We start from the raw sequence: 16,537 nt of genomic DNA, 5'->3' as shown, positions 1-16,537 counted from the left end.
TCTTATTCTTGGTATCAAGGTAGTAGTTATGCGATTTGCCTGGACTGTATTTTTGTTTGTGTCTTGCTCCTTGTCGGCGCAAGATTTTACCGAATTTCCGCGTACTCAGGCGGTGGTTGAAATACTGGTTACCGAACACGGCTTTGACCGTGCTCAGGTCGAGAACTGGATGATCAGCGGCAGCTATCGCGAGGCGCCGAGTCGAAATCTGGCAGCGCCGGCAGAAACCACCAAAAAATACGCCCAATACAAACCGATGTTTCTCGGTAAAGACACCATCCGCAAGGGCCAAAAATTCGCCCTCGAATACAGTGAGTTGCTCGCCAGTGCTGAGGCCGAGTATGGTGTTCCAGTGAGCATTATTGTCGCTATTATTGGCATTGAGAGCCGCTATGGGCAATCCAGTGGTCGTCACGGTACCTTTAATTCTCTGGGCAGTTTGGCGGTGACCGAGGGTCGCCGGGCCGATTATTTTCAACGCGAATGGATACGTTTTCTCGTCATTGCTCGGGAACAGGGGCTCGATCCGCTCAAAGTCAAAGGCTCCTATGCTGGAGCTACGGGCTACCCCCAATTTATGCCCACTAGTTATCAGGCCTATGCGGTCGACCATGACAAGGACGGCGATATTGATATATGGAGCGACCCCTATGATGCCATTGGTTCGGTGGCCAATTATCTCAATGAGAATGGTTGGCGTACCGGTGCCACCATCGTCTCAAGCGCCACGGTAACAGATCCCAATTCGGCGGTTAAGGTCAATTCCTTTGACCGCAGTCGCACCTTGGCGGAAGTCGAACAGCTGGGTTGGTTCAGCGCCATTCGGGAGTCGGGTGAGGCACAGGTCTTTCCGATTCGACTCGACGCCGAAGAGGGGACCCAATATTGGCTCGGCTATCGAAATTTTTGGGTTATTTCACGTTACAATCGCGCCATCGCCTATAGCATGGCCGTTTTTCAACTCGCCGAAGCGTTAGAGCAGAAGTAATAAGGGTCTATTTATGTTCAATTTCATGCCCATCCAGTATCGTGTTAGAACGCTACTAGCCAGTGGCATTTTGGTGCTGGTCAGCGCCTGTTCAAGTGACTACATCGCCCAAGGGCAGGGCAGTGGTGTCGCTACTGTGCCGAGTAAGGCAAAAGCAAGCGCCCAAACTGCGGTCGCTGCGCCGGCAGGCCAATCCCGCTATAGCATTGCACAGGACAAAGCCCCTGTGGTTGCACTTGCCGAGCATCAGATAACGGAAACCCCTGCCCGGATGGAACCGCTCTCTTTACAGGGCAATAAAAGCCCCTACACGGTCAACAACAAGCGTTACAAGATTCTCTCCAGCGCTGAAAACTATCGTGAAGAGGGTCTAGCCTCCTGGTACGGTGCCAAATTTCACGGCCACGCGACCTCCAATGGCGAAAGTTTTGATATGAATAAGATCAGTGCGGCCCATAAGACCTTGCCCTTGCCCAGTTGGGTTCGCGTGACCAATTTAGACAATGGTAAGTCGATCGACGTGCGGATTAATGACCGGGGCCCGTTCCATGCTGGGCGCATTATCGATATGTCCTATGCCGGCGCCGTGAAGCTGGGCTTTCAGGATAAGGGCACGGCTCGAGTCCGGGTCGAAGCCATTGCCGGCTCCGTTTTAGACAGTGCATCCTATTATGTTCAAGTCGGCGCCTTTAGTGAAAAAACAGGGGCAAATGCCATGCGCGATACCTTATCCGGCGAAGTATCTGATCAGGTCGGTGTTTTTCGCGACAACTTTTATCGCGTGCGCATCGGGCCAGTCAAGTACAGCCGCGCCATTGAACTGCAGCAGCAGTACGCTAATGGTGAAATGGGCAAGCCGGTAATCGTTGCTAAGCCCTAGGCTAGGTTGGACAGATTAGCTTGGGGGGTGTAAATACCCCCCCGGCTGCTACAATGAGTTTCTTTTTGGGGTCTGCTGCTGACCAGTTAGCGGGCCATTTTGTGTCAATGCGTATCGAATTTTGGAAACCAGTGTGAACTTTAAGCGAAACATCACAACCTTCGGTCTGGTGGCCGCAAGTCTTCTCGGGTCATTGCTGCACGCGGAACCCCTTATCCCCGCGGCGCCGCAATTGGCAGCAACGGCTTATTTGTTGATCGATGCCGAAACGGGTCAGGTCTTAGTCGCGAACAACGAGCATGAAAGAATTGCGCCCGCCAGCCTGACCAAGTTGATGACCAGCTATATAGCCGAGCGGGAAATCATCGAAGGTCGCATGGAGCTCAGTGATGAGACCCTAGTCAGTGAGAAGGCTTGGCGCATGCAGGGTTCGCGGATGTTTATACAAGAAGGCAAGATGGTCAGCATCGAAGATCTGTTGCGCGGAATCGTGATCCCGTCTGGCAACGATGCCTCAGTCGCTATGGCAGAGCATATTGCCGGCAGCGAGGAGCTGTTTGTCGACCTGATGAATAAGTACGCTCTAAAGTTGGGCATGATTAATACCACCTTCGCCAATTCCCACGGTTTGTCGCCTAAAAATGGCATCGATCACTTTTCAACCGCCTATGATTTGGCCCTCCTAGCCAAGGCCATCATTTATGAAAATGCTGAATTTTATCCGATCTATTCTGAACGCAGCTTCGCCTATGGTCCGGTTGCTCCGCAACCTAATCGAAACCGCTTGCTCGGTACCAATCCCGATGTCGATGGCCTAAAAACCGGTCATACCGATGCCGCAGGCTATTGTTTAGTGGCCTCGGCCACACGTGATGGGATGCGTCTAATCAGTGTCGTCATGGGCACGCGCTCCGAAGGCGCGCGCGCCCAAGAGACACAGAAACTGTTGACCTACGGTTTTCGATTCTTTCGCACCGCAGAGCCTTTCCAAGGCGACACTGAGCTTTATTCGGCCCGTGTCTGGGGTGGCAAAGTTAAAACGCTCTCGCTCGGCTTGGTCGAGAATTTGACCCTGACCATTGCCCGTGGCACGGAAGACGCTCTAACCACACAGTTAAACATTGACCCAACCATCAAGGCGCCGATTCAGGTTGGCCAGACCTTGGGCGAATTGGTGGTCTATGTGGCCGGTGAAGAAGTCACGCGCAAGCCCCTGATTGCCCTACATGAGGTAAAACGTGCCGGATTTTTTGCCCGCATATGGGATTACATTTTGTTACTGATTAGTAACTTGTTTAGCGTTTGACGCTAGGAGTACCGATGCCCCGCGAATTGGACGCTGCGCCTAAAATTGAGTTCCCCTGTGAACGCTATCTGATCAAGGTGGTGGGCGACGCCCATCCTGATTATCAGCAGTTTGTCGCCGGCGTGTTAGTGAAATACGATCCGGCGGTTACCGTTGAGAGTTTTAGTGAAAATCCGAGTAAAAATGGCCGCTTTGTCAGTCTGACAATTTGGATGCGAATCGAACAGGAAGCCCATTTGACGCTCCTGTTTGACGAGTTAAAAGTCAATCCAATGGTAAAGATGGTTCTATGATCGACAGCACGGCTGAGCATAGGGTGCGCATCCGAACTCTTGGCCGAGTGCCCTATAGTGAAACCTGGCATGCAATGCAGAGCTTCACCTTGGAGCGGGACGCCAACACGGTTGATGAAATCTGGTTGGTTGAACACGAACCGGTGTTCACCCAAGGTCAGGCCGGCAAAGCGGAACATCTGCTCGATCCAGGCGATATAGAGGTGGTCAAGGCCGATCGCGGTGGCCAGATTACCTATCACGGGCCCGGTCAGCTAGTGGCCTACGTGTTGCTCGATATGAGTCGTATCGGCTCCGACGTCCGAAAGCTGGTCAGTGCGCTCGAGCTGAGCGTGGTGAACACTCTGCAACCCTATGGTATTGTCGCGGCTGCCAAGCCTGATGCACCAGGGGTCTATGTCGGGCTGCAGAAAATTTGCTCGCTCGGTTTGCGGATCAAGAAGGGCCGCAGCTTCCACGGCTTGGCCCTCAATATCGATATGGATCTCACTCCCTTTCTGCGCATCAATCCCTGCGGTTACAGCGGCCTGCAAATGACCCAGATGGCCCACTATACTGAGTCGCCCGATTTCGTATTGATCAGTCAGCAATGGGTCGCGGCCTTCTGCGAGCTGCTCAGCATGCGCGCCGTTTGGGACTGAGCGTCAGTTGCCCCCCCCCGTTTGAGTCGTAGGCTTGCCTCCCAGGCTTAATATCTCTAATATAGCTGTATACCCATACAGTATTTTTGCCATGCAACGTAAAATCATCCATATTGACTGCGATTGTTACTACGCCGCGTTGGAGATGCGTGATTTCCCTCATTTGCGTGGACACCCTGTGGCTGTGGGCGGGCAAAGCTCACGGTCGGTGCTCTCAACCTGTAACTATGAGGCCCGGGCCTTCGGTCTGCATTCCGCGATGCCCTCTAGGCGCGCCGTGGCCTTGTGCCCGCAGGTTATTATTCAGCCCCATCGCTTCGAAATTTATCGCGCCGCGTCTGAGCAGATGATGGCAATCTTTGCTCGCTACGCCGATCTGGTAGAACCCCTTTCGCTCGACGAGGCCTATCTCGACGTGTCTGACTCACTTTGGTTTGGCGGCAGTGCCACCTTACTGGCCGAGCATATCCGCGCGGAGGTTTTTCGCGAGGTGGGTATCACCGTGTCGGCCGGCGTGGCAACCAACAAATTTTTGGCCAAGGTGGCCTCTGACTGGAATAAGCCCAATGGCATTTTCGTGGTGCCTCCGCGTCGGGTCGATGATTTTGTCAGCGCGTTACCGGTGAAAAAAATATGGGGCGTCGGGAAAAAATTCAACGAGCGACTCAATCAGATGGGAATCAAGACCTGTGGTGACCTGCAGCAATGGTCTATGCCCAAGCTGGTGCAGTTCTTTGGTAAGAGCGGTCCTTGGCTCTATCAGCGTTCACGGGGGGTCGACGAACGGGCCGTGGGACGCACCGGAACGCGCAAGTCGCAGAGTATCGAGCACACCTTCGCCACCGATTTGGCCGGCGAAGAGGAGTGCTTGAAGCAATTGCCCGAGCTCTATGCTGGGCTGATGAAACGTATTAATGATAAGAGCTGTCCACCGCTGAAAAGTGTCTTCGTGAAAGTTCGCTTCAATGATTTCACCACTACCACGATGGAGCGGCCCTGGGCATTAGACGCCCAGAGTTACCAACGGCTTTTGCAAGCAGCATGCGCCAAAAGCGCTAAGGCTGTGCGGCTGCTCGGCCTAGGCGTGCGCTTTAATGAAGCCGATTCGACCGATCAATTGACGCTCTGGGGCCCTAATGAGAGCCCGTTGCATTCGCTTTAACCGCCAGTGCGATCAATCCTGGGTGTAAATTTGCTCCATCAGTTGGCCGTTCAAGCGATGCAGGTTGTCGGCCAACTGGCTGCGCAGCGAACTATAGGCCTCAGTCTTCGCGACAAAGGGGAAGTAGTCGGCATTGGTAATAAATAGTCTAAAATCATTGGGTCGGGCCAGCCAAAACTGGCCGTAGGCCCGATACTTATCTTCTGCGTCCATGATGCTACTTTCGAGGCTTGGCACTATTTCTTCCCATAGGCCGGCGACGATTTCCTGTTTATTTTTAAAATAATAATAGATGGAGGGTGCGGCACAGCCGGCCTCTGCGGCAATTTTGCGCAGTGATAGTTTGTCGATGCCCTGTTCGGTTAAGACTTTGCGTGCGGATATTAAAATGTTTTCTTTTTTAATCATGGTTGTTTACTTCTATTGATAACACCGTTTTAAAAATTTAGCAGTGGATTCGTTCGAGCGCGAATTATGAGCGTTTATTTTTGTAACCAAGGTGACGCAAAGGATGGCAACCGAGTCGACTTTTATTACCACGACGGTGTTCAAACGCGGCAACCGCGGTAACAAAATAATCTTTGCGGCGAGGCAAATTTGGTGTGCTGTTGTTGCACAATGGCGGGCAATGGCTATAGTTTTTTACAGCGGATAAGAATGTCTAATGAGTAGGATTTAGAAGGAAATCTCCATGGCCACCATTTTAATTGTCGATGATTCACCGAGTCAGGTTGCCCATTTTACTAAGATTTTGGAAAAAAACGGTTTCGATTACCTGGTAGCCGAGGACGGCGCCAGTGGTGTTGCGCTGGCTAAAAGCGCCAAGCCGGATTTGGTCTTGATGGATGTGGTAATGCCAGAGCTGAATGGTTTTCAGGCCACTCGTAAACTGTCTCAGGATCCCGAGACTAAGAACATCCCGGTAATAATGGTCACCACCAAAGACCAGGAGACCGATCGTGTTTGGGGTCAGCGCCAAGGTGCTAGGGGGTTTATGGTAAAGCCGGTTGACGAGGAAGACCTACTGATTGAAATACAGAAATTTCTCTAGCACAGGTTGTAAGTACCAGCCTGTCCGTTTTTATTCTGCTGCGGCAAGCGTCCTGAAGACTTGATAGATACGACTCAGATTTTGCTGTTGCTGATACGACATGCTGTTTTGTAGGTTGGCCTCTATTCGGCTAATCATCGGGGTCTCCGAATCCTCGGAGATCATCTGGTTAATTGTGCTCAGATCACTAAAGTTGAGAATCTGGTAATCATATAGGCTCTGGCTGGCTCGGCTAATGCTTGCCGGTTCTTGGCTTGAAACCGGAAAGGTGGCCGCTACCCAGTTAAAGATATCACGCCTATTGCTGATGCTGACATTGTCAGACTGCAGGCTTGGAGCATTGGCTGCGCCGCCCGTTACCGCGGTCACGGCCCCGTTTTGGGCGACATTGGCGGCCATATTTTGGTTTTTCTGGTACGACAGAATCGACCCGGTATTAATTTCCATTACGCTTAGCCCCTGATTTGCATTGATCTACAGTTGAGCTTTGCAAAGGGCGTGCCGTAATCTTGGTGGGAGCTTCTCGGGTTAGCTCGGGTCAAATAGTAGACAAAAAAAATCCCCGATCTAATCGAGGATGATTTATCAAGCGAGCACTAATACTATTGATCGCGATAGTTTCGTTCTTTCATTTCTTGGCGCTGTTTTTCTTCCGCGCAAAGTGTGGCGGTTGGACGCAACAACAGGCGTTTTATGCCAATCTCTTCACCCGTGATTTTGCAATAACCAAAATCACCATCGTCGATACGCTTTATTGCCTGGTCAATTTTAGGCAATAACTTAGTTTGACGATCCAGAAAACGCAGTGACATCCTACGTTCTTCTTCGATGCTGGCTTTGTCCAGTTCATCCGGCTCATTTTCATAACTTGCCAGTTGCAGGCGCGCATTGGCCAGTGATTCTCGTACTTCAGCCGCCTGTGTGGCTAGTAGATCACGAAAGTACTCAAGTTGACCTGAGTTCATGTAATCTTTTTCTGGAGCGGCCAACAGTTGTTCTAGCGTCAGCATAGCCATCTTCCCATATATTATGCGCAAGCCTGCAGTGTTCGTTGTGCCACTGCGTGACGGCGCGATGTTCGTTTAAATAAACCAGTACCCGCTCGGCATAGTAATCGACGTCTGCCCAAAAGCCTTGGCTACAATGCAGTCGTCAAAGGACGCAGCATGATATATCATTAGGGCTTTTCTGAAAACAGATTTTTAGAAAATTTCCTGATATATCAAGACACTGGAGTTAGTGGGTATGGAGCGTGTGTTAAGACTGGTAATTTCTTGTCCCGATCGAGTGGGTATTGTGGCACGAGTCTCGGGGCTCTTAGCACAATATAATGGTAGCATTTTAGAAGCAAATCACCATGCGGATCTGGCCCAGGGCTGGTTTTTTATGCGCAACGAGATCAAGGCCAGCTCCTTGCCCTTTGGCGTTGAAAAACTCGCTGAAATATTTACCCCCATCGCTCGGGATTTGAACATGACGTTTCAAGTCACCGACACCGGCAGCAGCAAACGCATCGCGCTAATGTGCTCGCGTGACAGCCATTGTTTGGCCGATATTCTTAATCGCTGGCAGAGTGGCGATCTGCCCTGTGATATCCCCTGTGTCATCTCGAATCACGACGATCTGCGCAGCTTGGTAGAATGGCATGGCATTCCGTTTTTTCATGTTCCGGTCGATCCGGCTAATAAACAGGAGCATTTTGACGAGATCGAGCGATTGATTGCCGCTCACCAGATCGATTCCATCGTGCTAGCCCGTTATATGCAAATTATCCCCGCGGCACTTTGCCACAGTTACCCCAATAGGATTATTAATATACATCACAGTTTTTTACCCTCCTTTATCGGGGCCCGTCCCTATCACCAAGCCTATGAACGCGGCGTTAAATTGATTGGCGCGACTTGCCACTATGTCACCGCCGATCTGGATTCAGGTCCGATTATTGACCAAGACGTCGTGCGTATTACCCATCGAGATTTGGTTGAAGATATGGTGCGTCTAGGCAAGGACTGTGAAAAATCTGTGCTGGCGCGCGGGCTTAGATGGCATTTGGAAGACCGAGTCTTGGTACACGGCAATAAAACGGTTATCTTCAATTGAAAACCCACAATTCAGTCTATGTTTTTTTCTTAGCCTTGCTGTCCAGTATCCAGGCCCATGCTGCCGAGGTGAGCCCGAGTGGCCAGCTGCAGTTTCAAGGTGACTATCTTGATCGCCCTTTGGCCGATGGCAGTCATTGGCTGCTGGCCATGCCGGAGAGCCGCTTTGGCGTAACCGCGGCCGAGCCCTTAGGCAGTAGCGCTCTGATCGGCCTGTGGCAAGTCGCTATTGATCCGTTGGCCGAGGATGACGCGGTCGTGCTGCGTCAGCACCAGGCCTATCTTAATTGGCGTCAAGGAGTGGTGAGTGTGCGTGGCGGGCGCTTGGCGACGGTCGAGCAGGCGTTCTTGATCGAGCTGTCGCCCAGCCTGCTGTCGCGCAGCCAAAAGGGTCTGGCGGTTGGTGGCCTGGTGCAAGCCAGTGAGAACAGAGCGTTGCGCGTCGATTTCGCCTCGGGTGAGACCTTTATGGTGACCAGCCAGTGGGTGATTGATGAGACCCAACCGGACACTCAATGGAGCGCGGCCACGGTTGTGCGCACACCAGAAGGGGTTATCGCGCTAACCTACCGCAATGTCCCCAATGGGTCGCCCATCTGGGGTAATCTGGTGACATGGAATCTGGGCAGTTCGGCCCTTTCGGGGCTCTGGCTTTATCAGGATGAGCTCTTAGCATGGGATGTCAGCGCGCGCAGCCAGGGCCAGTCGACACAAACCTTTGTCGGCTATCGGGTCCAAGGTGCCGATGCCGGGCGCTGGTCAGCGGGACTCCAGCAAGGCCTATCGGAGTCGGTGACCGGTTTTTCTGAGATATATTGGTTGCCCACAGATCAAGACTGGCTGTGGTCGACCGGTTTTCAGATTAGATTTTAAATCATCACTGCCGACGCCATTGCAACAGCGCCGGCAACGCTCTAGAGACCGGGGAACACTGGTACGTCGATGTCTGGTAGCTGTTCGAGGCGCTCCGGTTCGGCGGCCTCGTCCAACTGCGGATATTCTTTCTTTATTCGATTATAAAAGCGTCTGATATTGGCGACATATACTACCGGCTCAGCACCGCGGGCATAACCGTACCGAGTCCAGGGGTAATAATCCTTTAATGCCAACTTCGGTAAGTGTTTGCGCACATCGATCCAGCGATCAGGGTCATCGCCCAACTTTTCGGTAATCTTGCGGGCGTCTTCAACATGGCCGGCGCCAACATTGTAAGAGGCAAGGGCAAACCAGGTTCGGTCAGGTTCCGGAATGTCGGCCGGAACCCGATTCTTGAGCGTGGTAATATACCGGGCACCGGCCTTGATGCTCTGGTCAGGATCCAGTCGATCCGTGATACCCATCTCCTTGGCAGTATCTAGGGTGATCATCATCAGCCCCCGAACGCCAGTGGGTGAGCGGGCATTGGCGCGCAAGTGACTCTCCTGATACGCCTGGGCGGCGAGCAGTCGCCAATCGAGGCCCTGCAGGTCGGCATAAAATTTAAACTTAGACAGATAAGTGGGCAGGCGGGCGGTCAAATGTTTTTCAAAGGTCAGGTTGTCGACATAATCAAATTCCAATGCGTCGCCGAAGTAACGATCGGTCATTTGGCCCAGTAAGCCGCTGCCGTCAAACAGTTCGAGGGCCTCATCGATCTGAGTCAGAAGGGTGCCATCTTCCCTCGGATTAAACAGCACACTGATCGGTCGCGCGGGCAAGTCCAGGGCGCTAAATTGTAGGTCTGGGAAGACACTCTGCTGCAACTGAAAGTCCCGCTCATCGACTAACACCTGATCGAGGTCTTGCATCTCCACTAGGGTGAACAGTTCCGCACTGATGCGCCCGGCATCATAGACGGCGCTTGCTTGCGGCGGGTTGTCGATTAGCTTGGTGGCGTCTTGATGACCCAGCGGATCGAGTAGGCCGGTCCGCACAGACTCCAGGTCGGGGTTGTCGGCAATATTGCGCGTTTTAGGGTGCACCAAGCCAATTCGAGTCATCGCATAGGGGCGACTGGCTATTACATCGTGTGTGCCGAAGCTGGTACCCGACAGCGCCATATCGACCGCGCCGGCGGCCAAAGCGCCATATAGGTCGTCGAGGTCGCGAACGGCAAATACTTGAATCGGCATATCGAGCTCGCGTTCGAGCTCAGCAATGAGATCCTTTTCGAAGCCGATAAACTCCTGGCCATTGGCCCAGAATATGCCCTCGCTTTCACGCACGGCGACGATTAGCTTGCCGCGACTCTCAATACGCTGCAGATGATTACGCCACTGCACACCCTGGGCAATAAAGACCCCGATTGTGCTGACGATTAGCATCAAAACTAATATTTTCAACCCGTTTCGGAACGGGCTAAGCCAATAAAATCTCATAGGACTCACTTCAATACGATCGCAACTGCCATTTCAGGCTAAAATCCATTACTATACCGCCCGATTTTACCACCCCTTTCCTTTCAATAGTCGATACAGGTTCTGATTGATGCTGACGCTATCTGGCAACGCCGCTTTGTCCCAATTTCGCCGACAACGGCTCACCGTTAAAATACAAACAATTTTGCCGACGATAACAGATGTATACGCTGAATTCGTCCACTTTGTCGCTGTATCTCAATCCTTGTCCGCTGCCGAGGAGTCGGTATTGGCGCAATTGCTGCATTACGGCCCGTCGCAAGACGCTGGCCAGCAGGCAGCTGAGGCGCAGCAGCTGGCACCCAAGGACATACGCAGTCTGGGTCAGTCGGTTTGGGTCACGCCGCGCCTGGGTACCATTTCGCCCTGGGCCACCAAGGCAACCGATATCGCTCATAACAGCGCGCTGCAGAGTGTCAGCCGGATCGAACGCGGCGTGCGCTACTGGCTGGTCGGGACCGAAGCCCTCAGTGCCGGCGAACTCAAGTTGGCCGCCACTGCGCTCTACGACCGGATGACGGAAACGCCTTATTTTGCCGAGCCGGTCGAAGCCGATCTGTTTGCTCAGCATGAGCCCGCCCCGCTGGGCACAGTGGCCATTCTTACTGAAGGCCGAGTGGCCTTGGTTGAGGCCAACAAACGTCTGGGCATGGCCTTGGCGGATGATGAGATCGACTATCTGGTTCAGGCCTATCAGGGCTTGGCGCGTGACCCGTCCGATGCCGAGCTGATGATGTTTGCCCAAGCCAACTCCGAGCATTGCCGGCACAAAATATTCAATGCCGACTGGACCATCGATGGCGAAGCCTCGCCCTGGTCGCTGTTTAAAATGATCAAAAACACCTATCAGCACAACAGTGCTGGGGTTTTATCGGCCTATAAGGACAACGCCTCAGTTATAGAGGGTTTTAAGGCCGGCCGATATTATCCAGATCAAGATCAGCACTATCGCTATCATGAAGAGAACGTCCATATTCTGTTTAAGGTTGAAACCCATAACCATCCCACGGCGATCGCACCCTTTGCCGGCGCGGCAACCGGTTCCGGTGGTGAGATTCGCGATGAGGGCGCCACCGGGGCGGGCGGTAAGCCTAAGGCCGGACTGTCCGGTTTCAGCGTGTCCGATCTGCGTATTCCGGGCTTCGAACAGCCATGGGAAAGCAGCTATGGCAAACCCGGTCGCATCGTCAGCGCTTTGGATATTATGCTCGATGGTCCGCTCGGTGGCGCCGCCTTTAATAACGAATTTGGCCGGCCCAACCTGACCGGCTATTTCAGAACCTTTGAGCAGTCGGTGCCCGGCGCCAATGGCACCGAGGTACGCGGCTACCATAAGCCGATTATGATCGCTGGCGGCTATGGCAACATCAAAGAAGAACATGTCGACAAGGCTTGGGATGCCATTCCGGTCGGCGCCCAACTGATCGTCTTGGGTGGTCCTGCCATGCAAATTGGCTTGGGTGGTGGCGCCGCGTCGTCGGTCGATAGCGCCGAAGGCAATGAAGACTTGGATTTCGCCTCGGTGCAACGGCCTAATCCAGAGATGGAGCGTCGCTGCCAGGAAGTGATCGATCGCTGCTGGGAACTGGGCGCACAAAACCCGCTCGCCTTTATCCACGATGTCGGCGCGGGCGGTCTATCCAACGCCTTTCCGGAGTTAGTCGCCGATGGCGGCCGGGGCGGGCGCTTTGAACTGCGCGACATCCCCAACGACGAACCGGGTATGCCGCCCTTGGCGGTCTGGTGTAACGAATCGCAAGAACGCTATGTGTTGGCCGTCACGCCGGAACAATTGGCTACTTTCACCGCCATCTGTGAACGCGAGCGCTGTCCCTTTGCCGTGATTGGCACGGCGACCGATGATCGTCAACTGACCGTCGCCGATCGTCACTTCGACAACAACGCCGTCGATATGCCCCTGGATGTGCTCTTGGGCAAGCCGCCTAAGATGTCCCGATCCTTTAATCGTCAGCCGTTCGCAAAGGATGCCTTTTCAACCCGCAATATCAAGATCAATGAGGCGGTGGACCGGGTTATGCGCCTGCCGTCGGTAGCCAGTAAAGGCTTTTTGATCACTATCGGCGATCGTTCGATCACCGGTATGGTCGTGCGCGATCAGATGGTCGGCCCATGGCAAATCCCCGTGGCCGATGCCGCGGTAACCACCACCGGTTTCCAAGGCTTCACCGGTGAAGCCCTGGCCATGGGTGAACGAACCCCAGTCGCGTTGATCAACCCGGCGGCCTCAGGCCGATTGGCTGTGGCGGAGACCCTGACTAACTTGGCCTCCAGCGCCATCGGCGAGATGAGAAAAGTCCGCTTATCGGCCAACTGGATGGCTGCAGCAGGCCATCCCGGTGAAGACGAGGCGCTCTACGATACGGTTAAAGCGGTTGGCCTGGAGCTTTGTCCGGCCTTGGATCTGACCATCCCGGTCGGCAAGGATTCGATGTCGATGCGCACCACCTGGCAAGACGACGGCAAGACCAAGTCGGTTACTGCGCCCATGAGCGTAGTGATCACCGGTATTGCCCCGGTCACCGATGTCCGCCTGAGTGTGACCCCGCAATTTAAAACCGACGCCGGCCAGACCGATATAGTGCTGATCGACCTCGGTCGCGGGCAAAATCGGCTCGGCGGCAGTGCGTTGGCCCAGGTCTACCGCAAGGTCGGCGACGTCGCGCCGGATGTTGACGACAGCGACGATTTAAAAGCTTTCTGGGCCGTGATTCAAGGTCTGCTCGGCGACAAGCTGATCCTGGCCTATCACGACCGTTCCGACGGTGGCGTCTTTGCGACCCTGGTCGAGATGGCGTTTGCCGGTCGCACCGGTATCGATATCGACACCGACCGCTTCTCCGATAACGACCCCATTGCCGCTTTGTTTGCCGAGGAGCTGGGCGCGGTTATCCAGATTCGGCGGGGCGATACCGAGGCGGTGTTAGCGCAATTTACCGCTGCTGGCTTGGGTGACTGTACGGCCGTTATCGGTCAGCCGAACGATGACGATTTCGTCCGTGTGTTGGCCGGCGGGGATGAATTCTATGTCAAACCCCGCACCCATATACTGCGTCAGTGGAGCGAGACCAGTTACCGGATGCAGGCTTTGCGTGACAATCAGGATTGCGCACAGCAAGAATACGATCGCTGGCTCGATGCCAACGACCCAGGCCTGTTCGAGTCGTTGAGCTTCGATTTGAACGCCGACATTAGTGCACCCTATATCAGCACTGGTGTACGGCCCAAGGTGGCGGTACTGCGCGAACAGGGCGTCAATGGCCAAATTGAGATGGCGGCAGCCTTTGATCGCGCCGGCTTCGACTCGGTCGATGTCCATATGAGCGACATACTGGCGCAACGGGTCAAGTTGCAGGACTTTAACGGCTTAGTGGCCTGTGGAGGCTTCTCCTACGGTGATGTGCTCGGTGCCGGCGAGGGCTGGGCCAAATCGATACGCTTTAATGAGTCGGCCAAAAAGCAGTTTGAAACCTTCTTTGCCGGGTCGAATAACTTTGCTCTGGGCGTCTGCAACGGTTGCCAGATGCTGTCCAATTTGCGTGAGATCATCCCCGGTTCCGATCTTTGGCCGCATTTCGTGCGTAACCAATCGGAACAGTTTGAAGCGCGCACCGTGATGGTCGAGATTCCGCAGTCGCCATCGATCTTTCTGGCTGGTATGGCCGGTTCAAAATTGCCGATCGTGGTCGCCCATGGTGAGGGTTTGGCGGAATTTCGCGATGCCCAGCACCTGGATCAGGCGCTCAACAGTGGTCTGGTTGCGCTACGTTATATCGATAACCAAGGCCGGGTCACCGAGTCTTACCCGTTAAATCCGAACGGGTCTGCGGCCGGAATGAATGGCTTTACCACGCCAGACGGTCGGATCAGTATTATGATGCCGCATCCAGAACGGGTCTTTCGCACGGTCACCAACTCTTGGCAGCCGAGCAATTGGCAAGAAGATGGCGCCTGGCTGCGGATGTTTCGCAACTCTCGCGTCTGGTTAGGGTAGATCGATCTGGCCTTGTATAGCGGGTTGATAGCGGGTTAGAACGAGGCTGAATATGATCGAATTAGTGGTCCTATGTGCGTTAACCCTGCTGGTGCTCGTTGGCGTGGGACTCCTGTTCACCTTTGGCAAGGCCCCGGTGTACCGGCCCGATATCGATCAGATCCAAGGTTTGCTCACTCGTTTGCTCGAGCAGCAGCTAGCGGAACCGGAGTGGACCCTGTTTTTAGCCATGCCGATACGCCACGATGCTGCCCTCGATGCGCTGCGCCAGCGCTGCAATCAGGTCCAGGAGCAATACGGTCTGCGCGCGCGCGAGGGTCCAGTTCGGCTGACGGAAGCTGGGTTAATCAAGATTCGCTTTTTGTTACATCAAATCGAGCAGGCCGGAGCGCGCAGCTTTTAAGGCCGACCAACGTTTAAACCCCAAACCCCGACCAACGTTTAAACCCCAAACCCCGACCAATAATTAAACTCGTTTCAATTTCGGCCGCTACTTTGCTCGCAACGGGCTAAACTATGGTTTAGCATTGCAAATTGACCACGGAGCCGCCCGATGAGACTATTTACCCTGCAATGTGCCATGCTGTTGGTGCTCACCTGTACCTTCGCCAATGCAGAAATTCGCTCGACCGAGGCGCCCCAGTCGCGCATTATCAATGGCCAAGCAGCCGGTTCGGGGAGCGATTCTTTTGTCACCCTGATGACCAAATATGAGTGGGCACCCGGTGAGTTTCATTGGAACCCGATCTGTGGGGGCAGCTATCTAGGGGCGGGCACCGTAGTCACCGCAGCCCATTGTTTAAAGGGACTTGAAGTAGACGATTTCATGCTGCTGGTGGGCGATAACTCGGCACTGATGCAATACGAATACTGTTTTGATGAGCTTGGCGCGGCCGACTATGGCTGTGTTACTCGGGCGAGCAAAGAAGAATGTGTCGCCGGCTACCATTACACCGGGTGGGTGGCCTTTAGCGGTGATGACAGTCAATTGCTCCGAGCAGCCAGCACGATCATCCATGAGGGTTACAGTGCAAGGCAGTATACCAACGACATCGCCCTGATCCAGCTCACCACCAGCCCGACCAACAGTGCCATCAATCTGCCCCAGTCCACCGATGAATTTGCCAGCCTGGCGGCCGGTAGCGATGAGTATTCGGTGAGGGTGCTGGGTCACGGCGATACCCTGTCTGACACCCTCGATTCCTTCGAAGGCAGCCCCGCGCTGCTGGAAGTGAATATCACCCCCCGCAGCGACGCTGTTTGTCAGCAAGCAGAGCCGGCATTTAATAGTGCAACCATGGTCTGCGCCGGCGATCCGAGTCGCGACTCCTGTCAAGGTGACAGTGGCGGACCCCTGTTTAACCCCCTAACCAACACGCTGCTGGGTGTGGTGTCCTTCGGACCACTTCATTGTGGTTCTAGCGTTGCCGGCAATTATGGGGTGTATAGCGATGTTTTTGCGCTCAAAGAATGGATAAATGACGAGATGATTGAGATTCGCAGTGCCAATGTCGCGGTACCGCGTAATCTTGCCCCACAAGACCGAACGCCGTTTTATGCACCGCGCGGTTCAACCCAACGCGTTGCCTTGACCAATAGCTGCGAGGTGACCGTGGCCACCGTGGCGGAAGACGGCACCATTAATAGATTAGGTGGCAGCTTGAGCCTTTGGCTGCTGTTGGCCAGTACCGGACTGTTATGGAGAAAAA

16 protein-coding genes are annotated in these 16,537 nt (G+C 54.0%); 12 read left to right on the top strand and 4 right to left on the bottom strand.

Going from position 1 to position 16,537, the window contains the following annotated elements; all coding sequences use genetic code 11:
• Positions 1 to 28 precede the first annotated feature (28 nt).
• The 6 genes from mltB (at position 29) to dinB (ending at position 5,270) form a co-directional block, all read left to right on the top strand.
• Positions 29 to 988 carry a lytic murein transglycosylase B gene (gene mltB, locus AC4FIC_RS07540; protein ID WP_100257994.1) on the top strand — a complete coding sequence of 320 codons (960 nt, stop codon included), beginning with the start codon at positions 29 to 31 and terminating at the stop codon, positions 986 to 988.
• Positions 989 to 1,001: 13 nt separating this feature from the next.
• Positions 1,002 to 1,868, top strand: a complete 867-nt coding sequence (locus tag AC4FIC_RS07535) for a septal ring lytic transglycosylase RlpA family protein (protein WP_100257993.1) — start codon at positions 1,002 to 1,004, stop codon at positions 1,866 to 1,868.
• Positions 1,869 to 2,001: 133 nt separating this feature from the next.
• The gene (locus AC4FIC_RS07530; protein WP_273284009.1) at positions 2,002 to 3,174 is read left to right on the top strand and encodes a D-alanyl-D-alanine carboxypeptidase family protein; all 1,173 of its coding nucleotides are present in this window, start codon (positions 2,002 to 2,004) and stop codon (positions 3,172 to 3,174) included.
• Positions 3,175 to 3,188: 14 nt separating this feature from the next.
• Positions 3,189 to 3,467: a YbeD family protein gene (locus tag AC4FIC_RS07525; protein ID WP_100257991.1), complete on the top strand. Its 279-nt coding sequence runs from the start codon at positions 3,189 to 3,191 to the stop codon at positions 3,465 to 3,467.
• Positions 3,464 to 4,108, top strand: coding sequence for a lipoyl(octanoyl) transferase LipB (lipB, locus tag AC4FIC_RS07520; protein ID WP_100257990.1), 645 nt, complete (start codon positions 3,464 to 3,466; stop codon positions 4,106 to 4,108). The genes AC4FIC_RS07525 and lipB overlap by 4 nt, the downstream gene beginning before the upstream one ends.
• A 91-nt stretch (positions 4,109 to 4,199) precedes the next feature.
• Complete coding sequence (gene dinB, locus AC4FIC_RS07515; RefSeq protein WP_100257989.1) at positions 4,200 to 5,270, top strand: DNA polymerase IV; 1,071 nt, start codon at positions 4,200 to 4,202, stop codon at positions 5,268 to 5,270.
• 12 nt (positions 5,271 to 5,282) lie between these two features.
• Here dinB and AC4FIC_RS07510 read toward each other — a convergent pair whose 3' ends face one another.
• Positions 5,283 to 5,678 (bottom strand): TetR/AcrR family transcriptional regulator, encoded by a 396-nt coding sequence (locus tag AC4FIC_RS07510; protein ID WP_100257988.1) that lies wholly within the window; start codon positions 5,676 to 5,678, stop codon positions 5,283 to 5,285.
• A 283-nt stretch (positions 5,679 to 5,961) separates the two neighbouring features.
• On the opposite strand from AC4FIC_RS07510, the gene AC4FIC_RS07505 reads away from it, so the two are divergent.
• Positions 5,962 to 6,321 carry a response regulator gene (locus AC4FIC_RS07505; protein WP_100257987.1) on the top strand — a complete coding sequence of 120 codons (360 nt, stop codon included), beginning with the start codon at positions 5,962 to 5,964 and terminating at the stop codon, positions 6,319 to 6,321.
• A gap of 30 nt (positions 6,322 to 6,351) precedes the next feature.
• Here the strand turns inward: AC4FIC_RS07505 and AC4FIC_RS07500 are convergent, their stop codons facing one another.
• Positions 6,352 to 6,768: a hypothetical protein gene (locus AC4FIC_RS07500; RefSeq protein ID WP_100257986.1), complete on the bottom strand. Its 417-nt coding sequence runs from the start codon at positions 6,766 to 6,768 to the stop codon at positions 6,352 to 6,354.
• 155 nt (positions 6,769 to 6,923) lie between these two features.
• Complete coding sequence (locus AC4FIC_RS07495) at positions 6,924 to 7,331, bottom strand: TraR/DksA family transcriptional regulator (RefSeq protein WP_100257985.1); 408 nt, start codon at positions 7,329 to 7,331, stop codon at positions 6,924 to 6,926.
• 235 nt (positions 7,332 to 7,566) lie between these two features.
• Between AC4FIC_RS07495 and purU the strand changes: the two genes are divergently transcribed.
• Both purU and AC4FIC_RS07485 read left to right on the top strand, forming a co-directional pair.
• A complete protein-coding gene (gene purU, locus AC4FIC_RS07490; protein WP_100257984.1) occupies positions 7,567 to 8,421 on the top strand; it encodes a formyltetrahydrofolate deformylase in 855 nt (284 codons plus the stop codon).
• Entirely contained in the window at positions 8,418 to 9,293 is an 876-nt protein-coding gene (locus AC4FIC_RS07485; protein ID WP_100257983.1) for a hypothetical protein, read from the top strand. Before purU ends, AC4FIC_RS07485 begins: the two co-directional genes overlap by 4 nt.
• Positions 9,294 to 9,334: 41 nt before the next feature.
• Here the strand turns inward: AC4FIC_RS07485 and mltF are convergent, their stop codons facing one another.
• Entirely contained in the window at positions 9,335 to 10,741 is a 1,407-nt protein-coding gene (mltF, locus tag AC4FIC_RS07480; protein ID WP_158524383.1) for a membrane-bound lytic murein transglycosylase MltF, read from the bottom strand.
• A 145-nt stretch (positions 10,742 to 10,886) separates the two neighbouring features.
• On the opposite strand from mltF, the gene purL reads away from it, so the two are divergent.
• The 3 genes from purL to AC4FIC_RS07465 form a co-directional block, all read left to right on the top strand.
• Positions 10,887 to 14,828: a phosphoribosylformylglycinamidine synthase gene (purL, locus tag AC4FIC_RS07475; RefSeq protein ID WP_100257981.1), complete on the top strand. Its 3,942-nt coding sequence runs from the start codon at positions 10,887 to 10,889 to the stop codon at positions 14,826 to 14,828.
• Between the two features lie 52 nt (positions 14,829 to 14,880).
• Positions 14,881 to 15,231 (top strand): hypothetical protein, encoded by a 351-nt coding sequence (locus tag AC4FIC_RS07470; RefSeq protein WP_287420325.1) that lies wholly within the window; start codon positions 14,881 to 14,883, stop codon positions 15,229 to 15,231.
• Positions 15,232 to 15,381: 150 nt separating this feature from the next.
• The coding region (locus AC4FIC_RS07465) for a S1 family peptidase (RefSeq protein ID WP_273284017.1) at positions 15,382 to 16,537 on the top strand (1,156 nt) is incomplete at its 3' end.

Source organism: Reinekea sp., from assembly GCF_982785585.1.
The sequence above is the reverse complement of the archived record's forward strand: the minus strand, read 5'-3'. Positions and strand labels throughout refer to the sequence as shown.

Excerpts from the sequence above, each read along its gene's own strand:
- mltB (WP_100257994.1), top strand. The coding sequence starts at position 29 with ATGCGATTTGCCTGGACTGTATTTTTGTTTGTGTCTTGCTCCTTGTCG.
- AC4FIC_RS07500 (WP_100257986.1), bottom strand. The coding sequence starts at position 6,768 with ATGGAAATTAATACCGGGTCGATTCTGTCGTACCAGAAAAACCAAAAT.
- AC4FIC_RS07535 (WP_100257993.1), top strand. The coding sequence starts at position 1,002 with ATGTTCAATTTCATGCCCATCCAGTATCGTGTTAGAACGCTACTAGCC.
- AC4FIC_RS07470 (WP_287420325.1), top strand. The coding sequence starts at position 14,881 with ATGATCGAATTAGTGGTCCTATGTGCGTTAACCCTGCTGGTGCTCGTT.
- lipB (WP_100257990.1), top strand. The coding sequence starts at position 3,464 with ATGATCGACAGCACGGCTGAGCATAGGGTGCGCATCCGAACTCTTGGC.
- AC4FIC_RS07525 (WP_100257991.1), top strand. The coding sequence starts at position 3,189 with ATGCCCCGCGAATTGGACGCTGCGCCTAAAATTGAGTTCCCCTGTGAA.
- AC4FIC_RS07505 (WP_100257987.1), top strand. The coding sequence starts at position 5,962 with ATGGCCACCATTTTAATTGTCGATGATTCACCGAGTCAGGTTGCCCAT.
- purL (WP_100257981.1), top strand. The coding sequence starts at position 10,887 with ATGCTGACGCTATCTGGCAACGCCGCTTTGTCCCAATTTCGCCGACAA.
- AC4FIC_RS07510 (WP_100257988.1), bottom strand. The coding sequence starts at position 5,678 with ATGATTAAAAAAGAAAACATTTTAATATCCGCACGCAAAGTCTTAACC.
- dinB (WP_100257989.1), top strand. The coding sequence starts at position 4,200 with ATGCAACGTAAAATCATCCATATTGACTGCGATTGTTACTACGCCGCG.
- AC4FIC_RS07495 (WP_100257985.1), bottom strand. The coding sequence starts at position 7,331 with ATGCTGACGCTAGAACAACTGTTGGCCGCTCCAGAAAAAGATTACATG.
- purU (WP_100257984.1), top strand. The coding sequence starts at position 7,567 with ATGGAGCGTGTGTTAAGACTGGTAATTTCTTGTCCCGATCGAGTGGGT.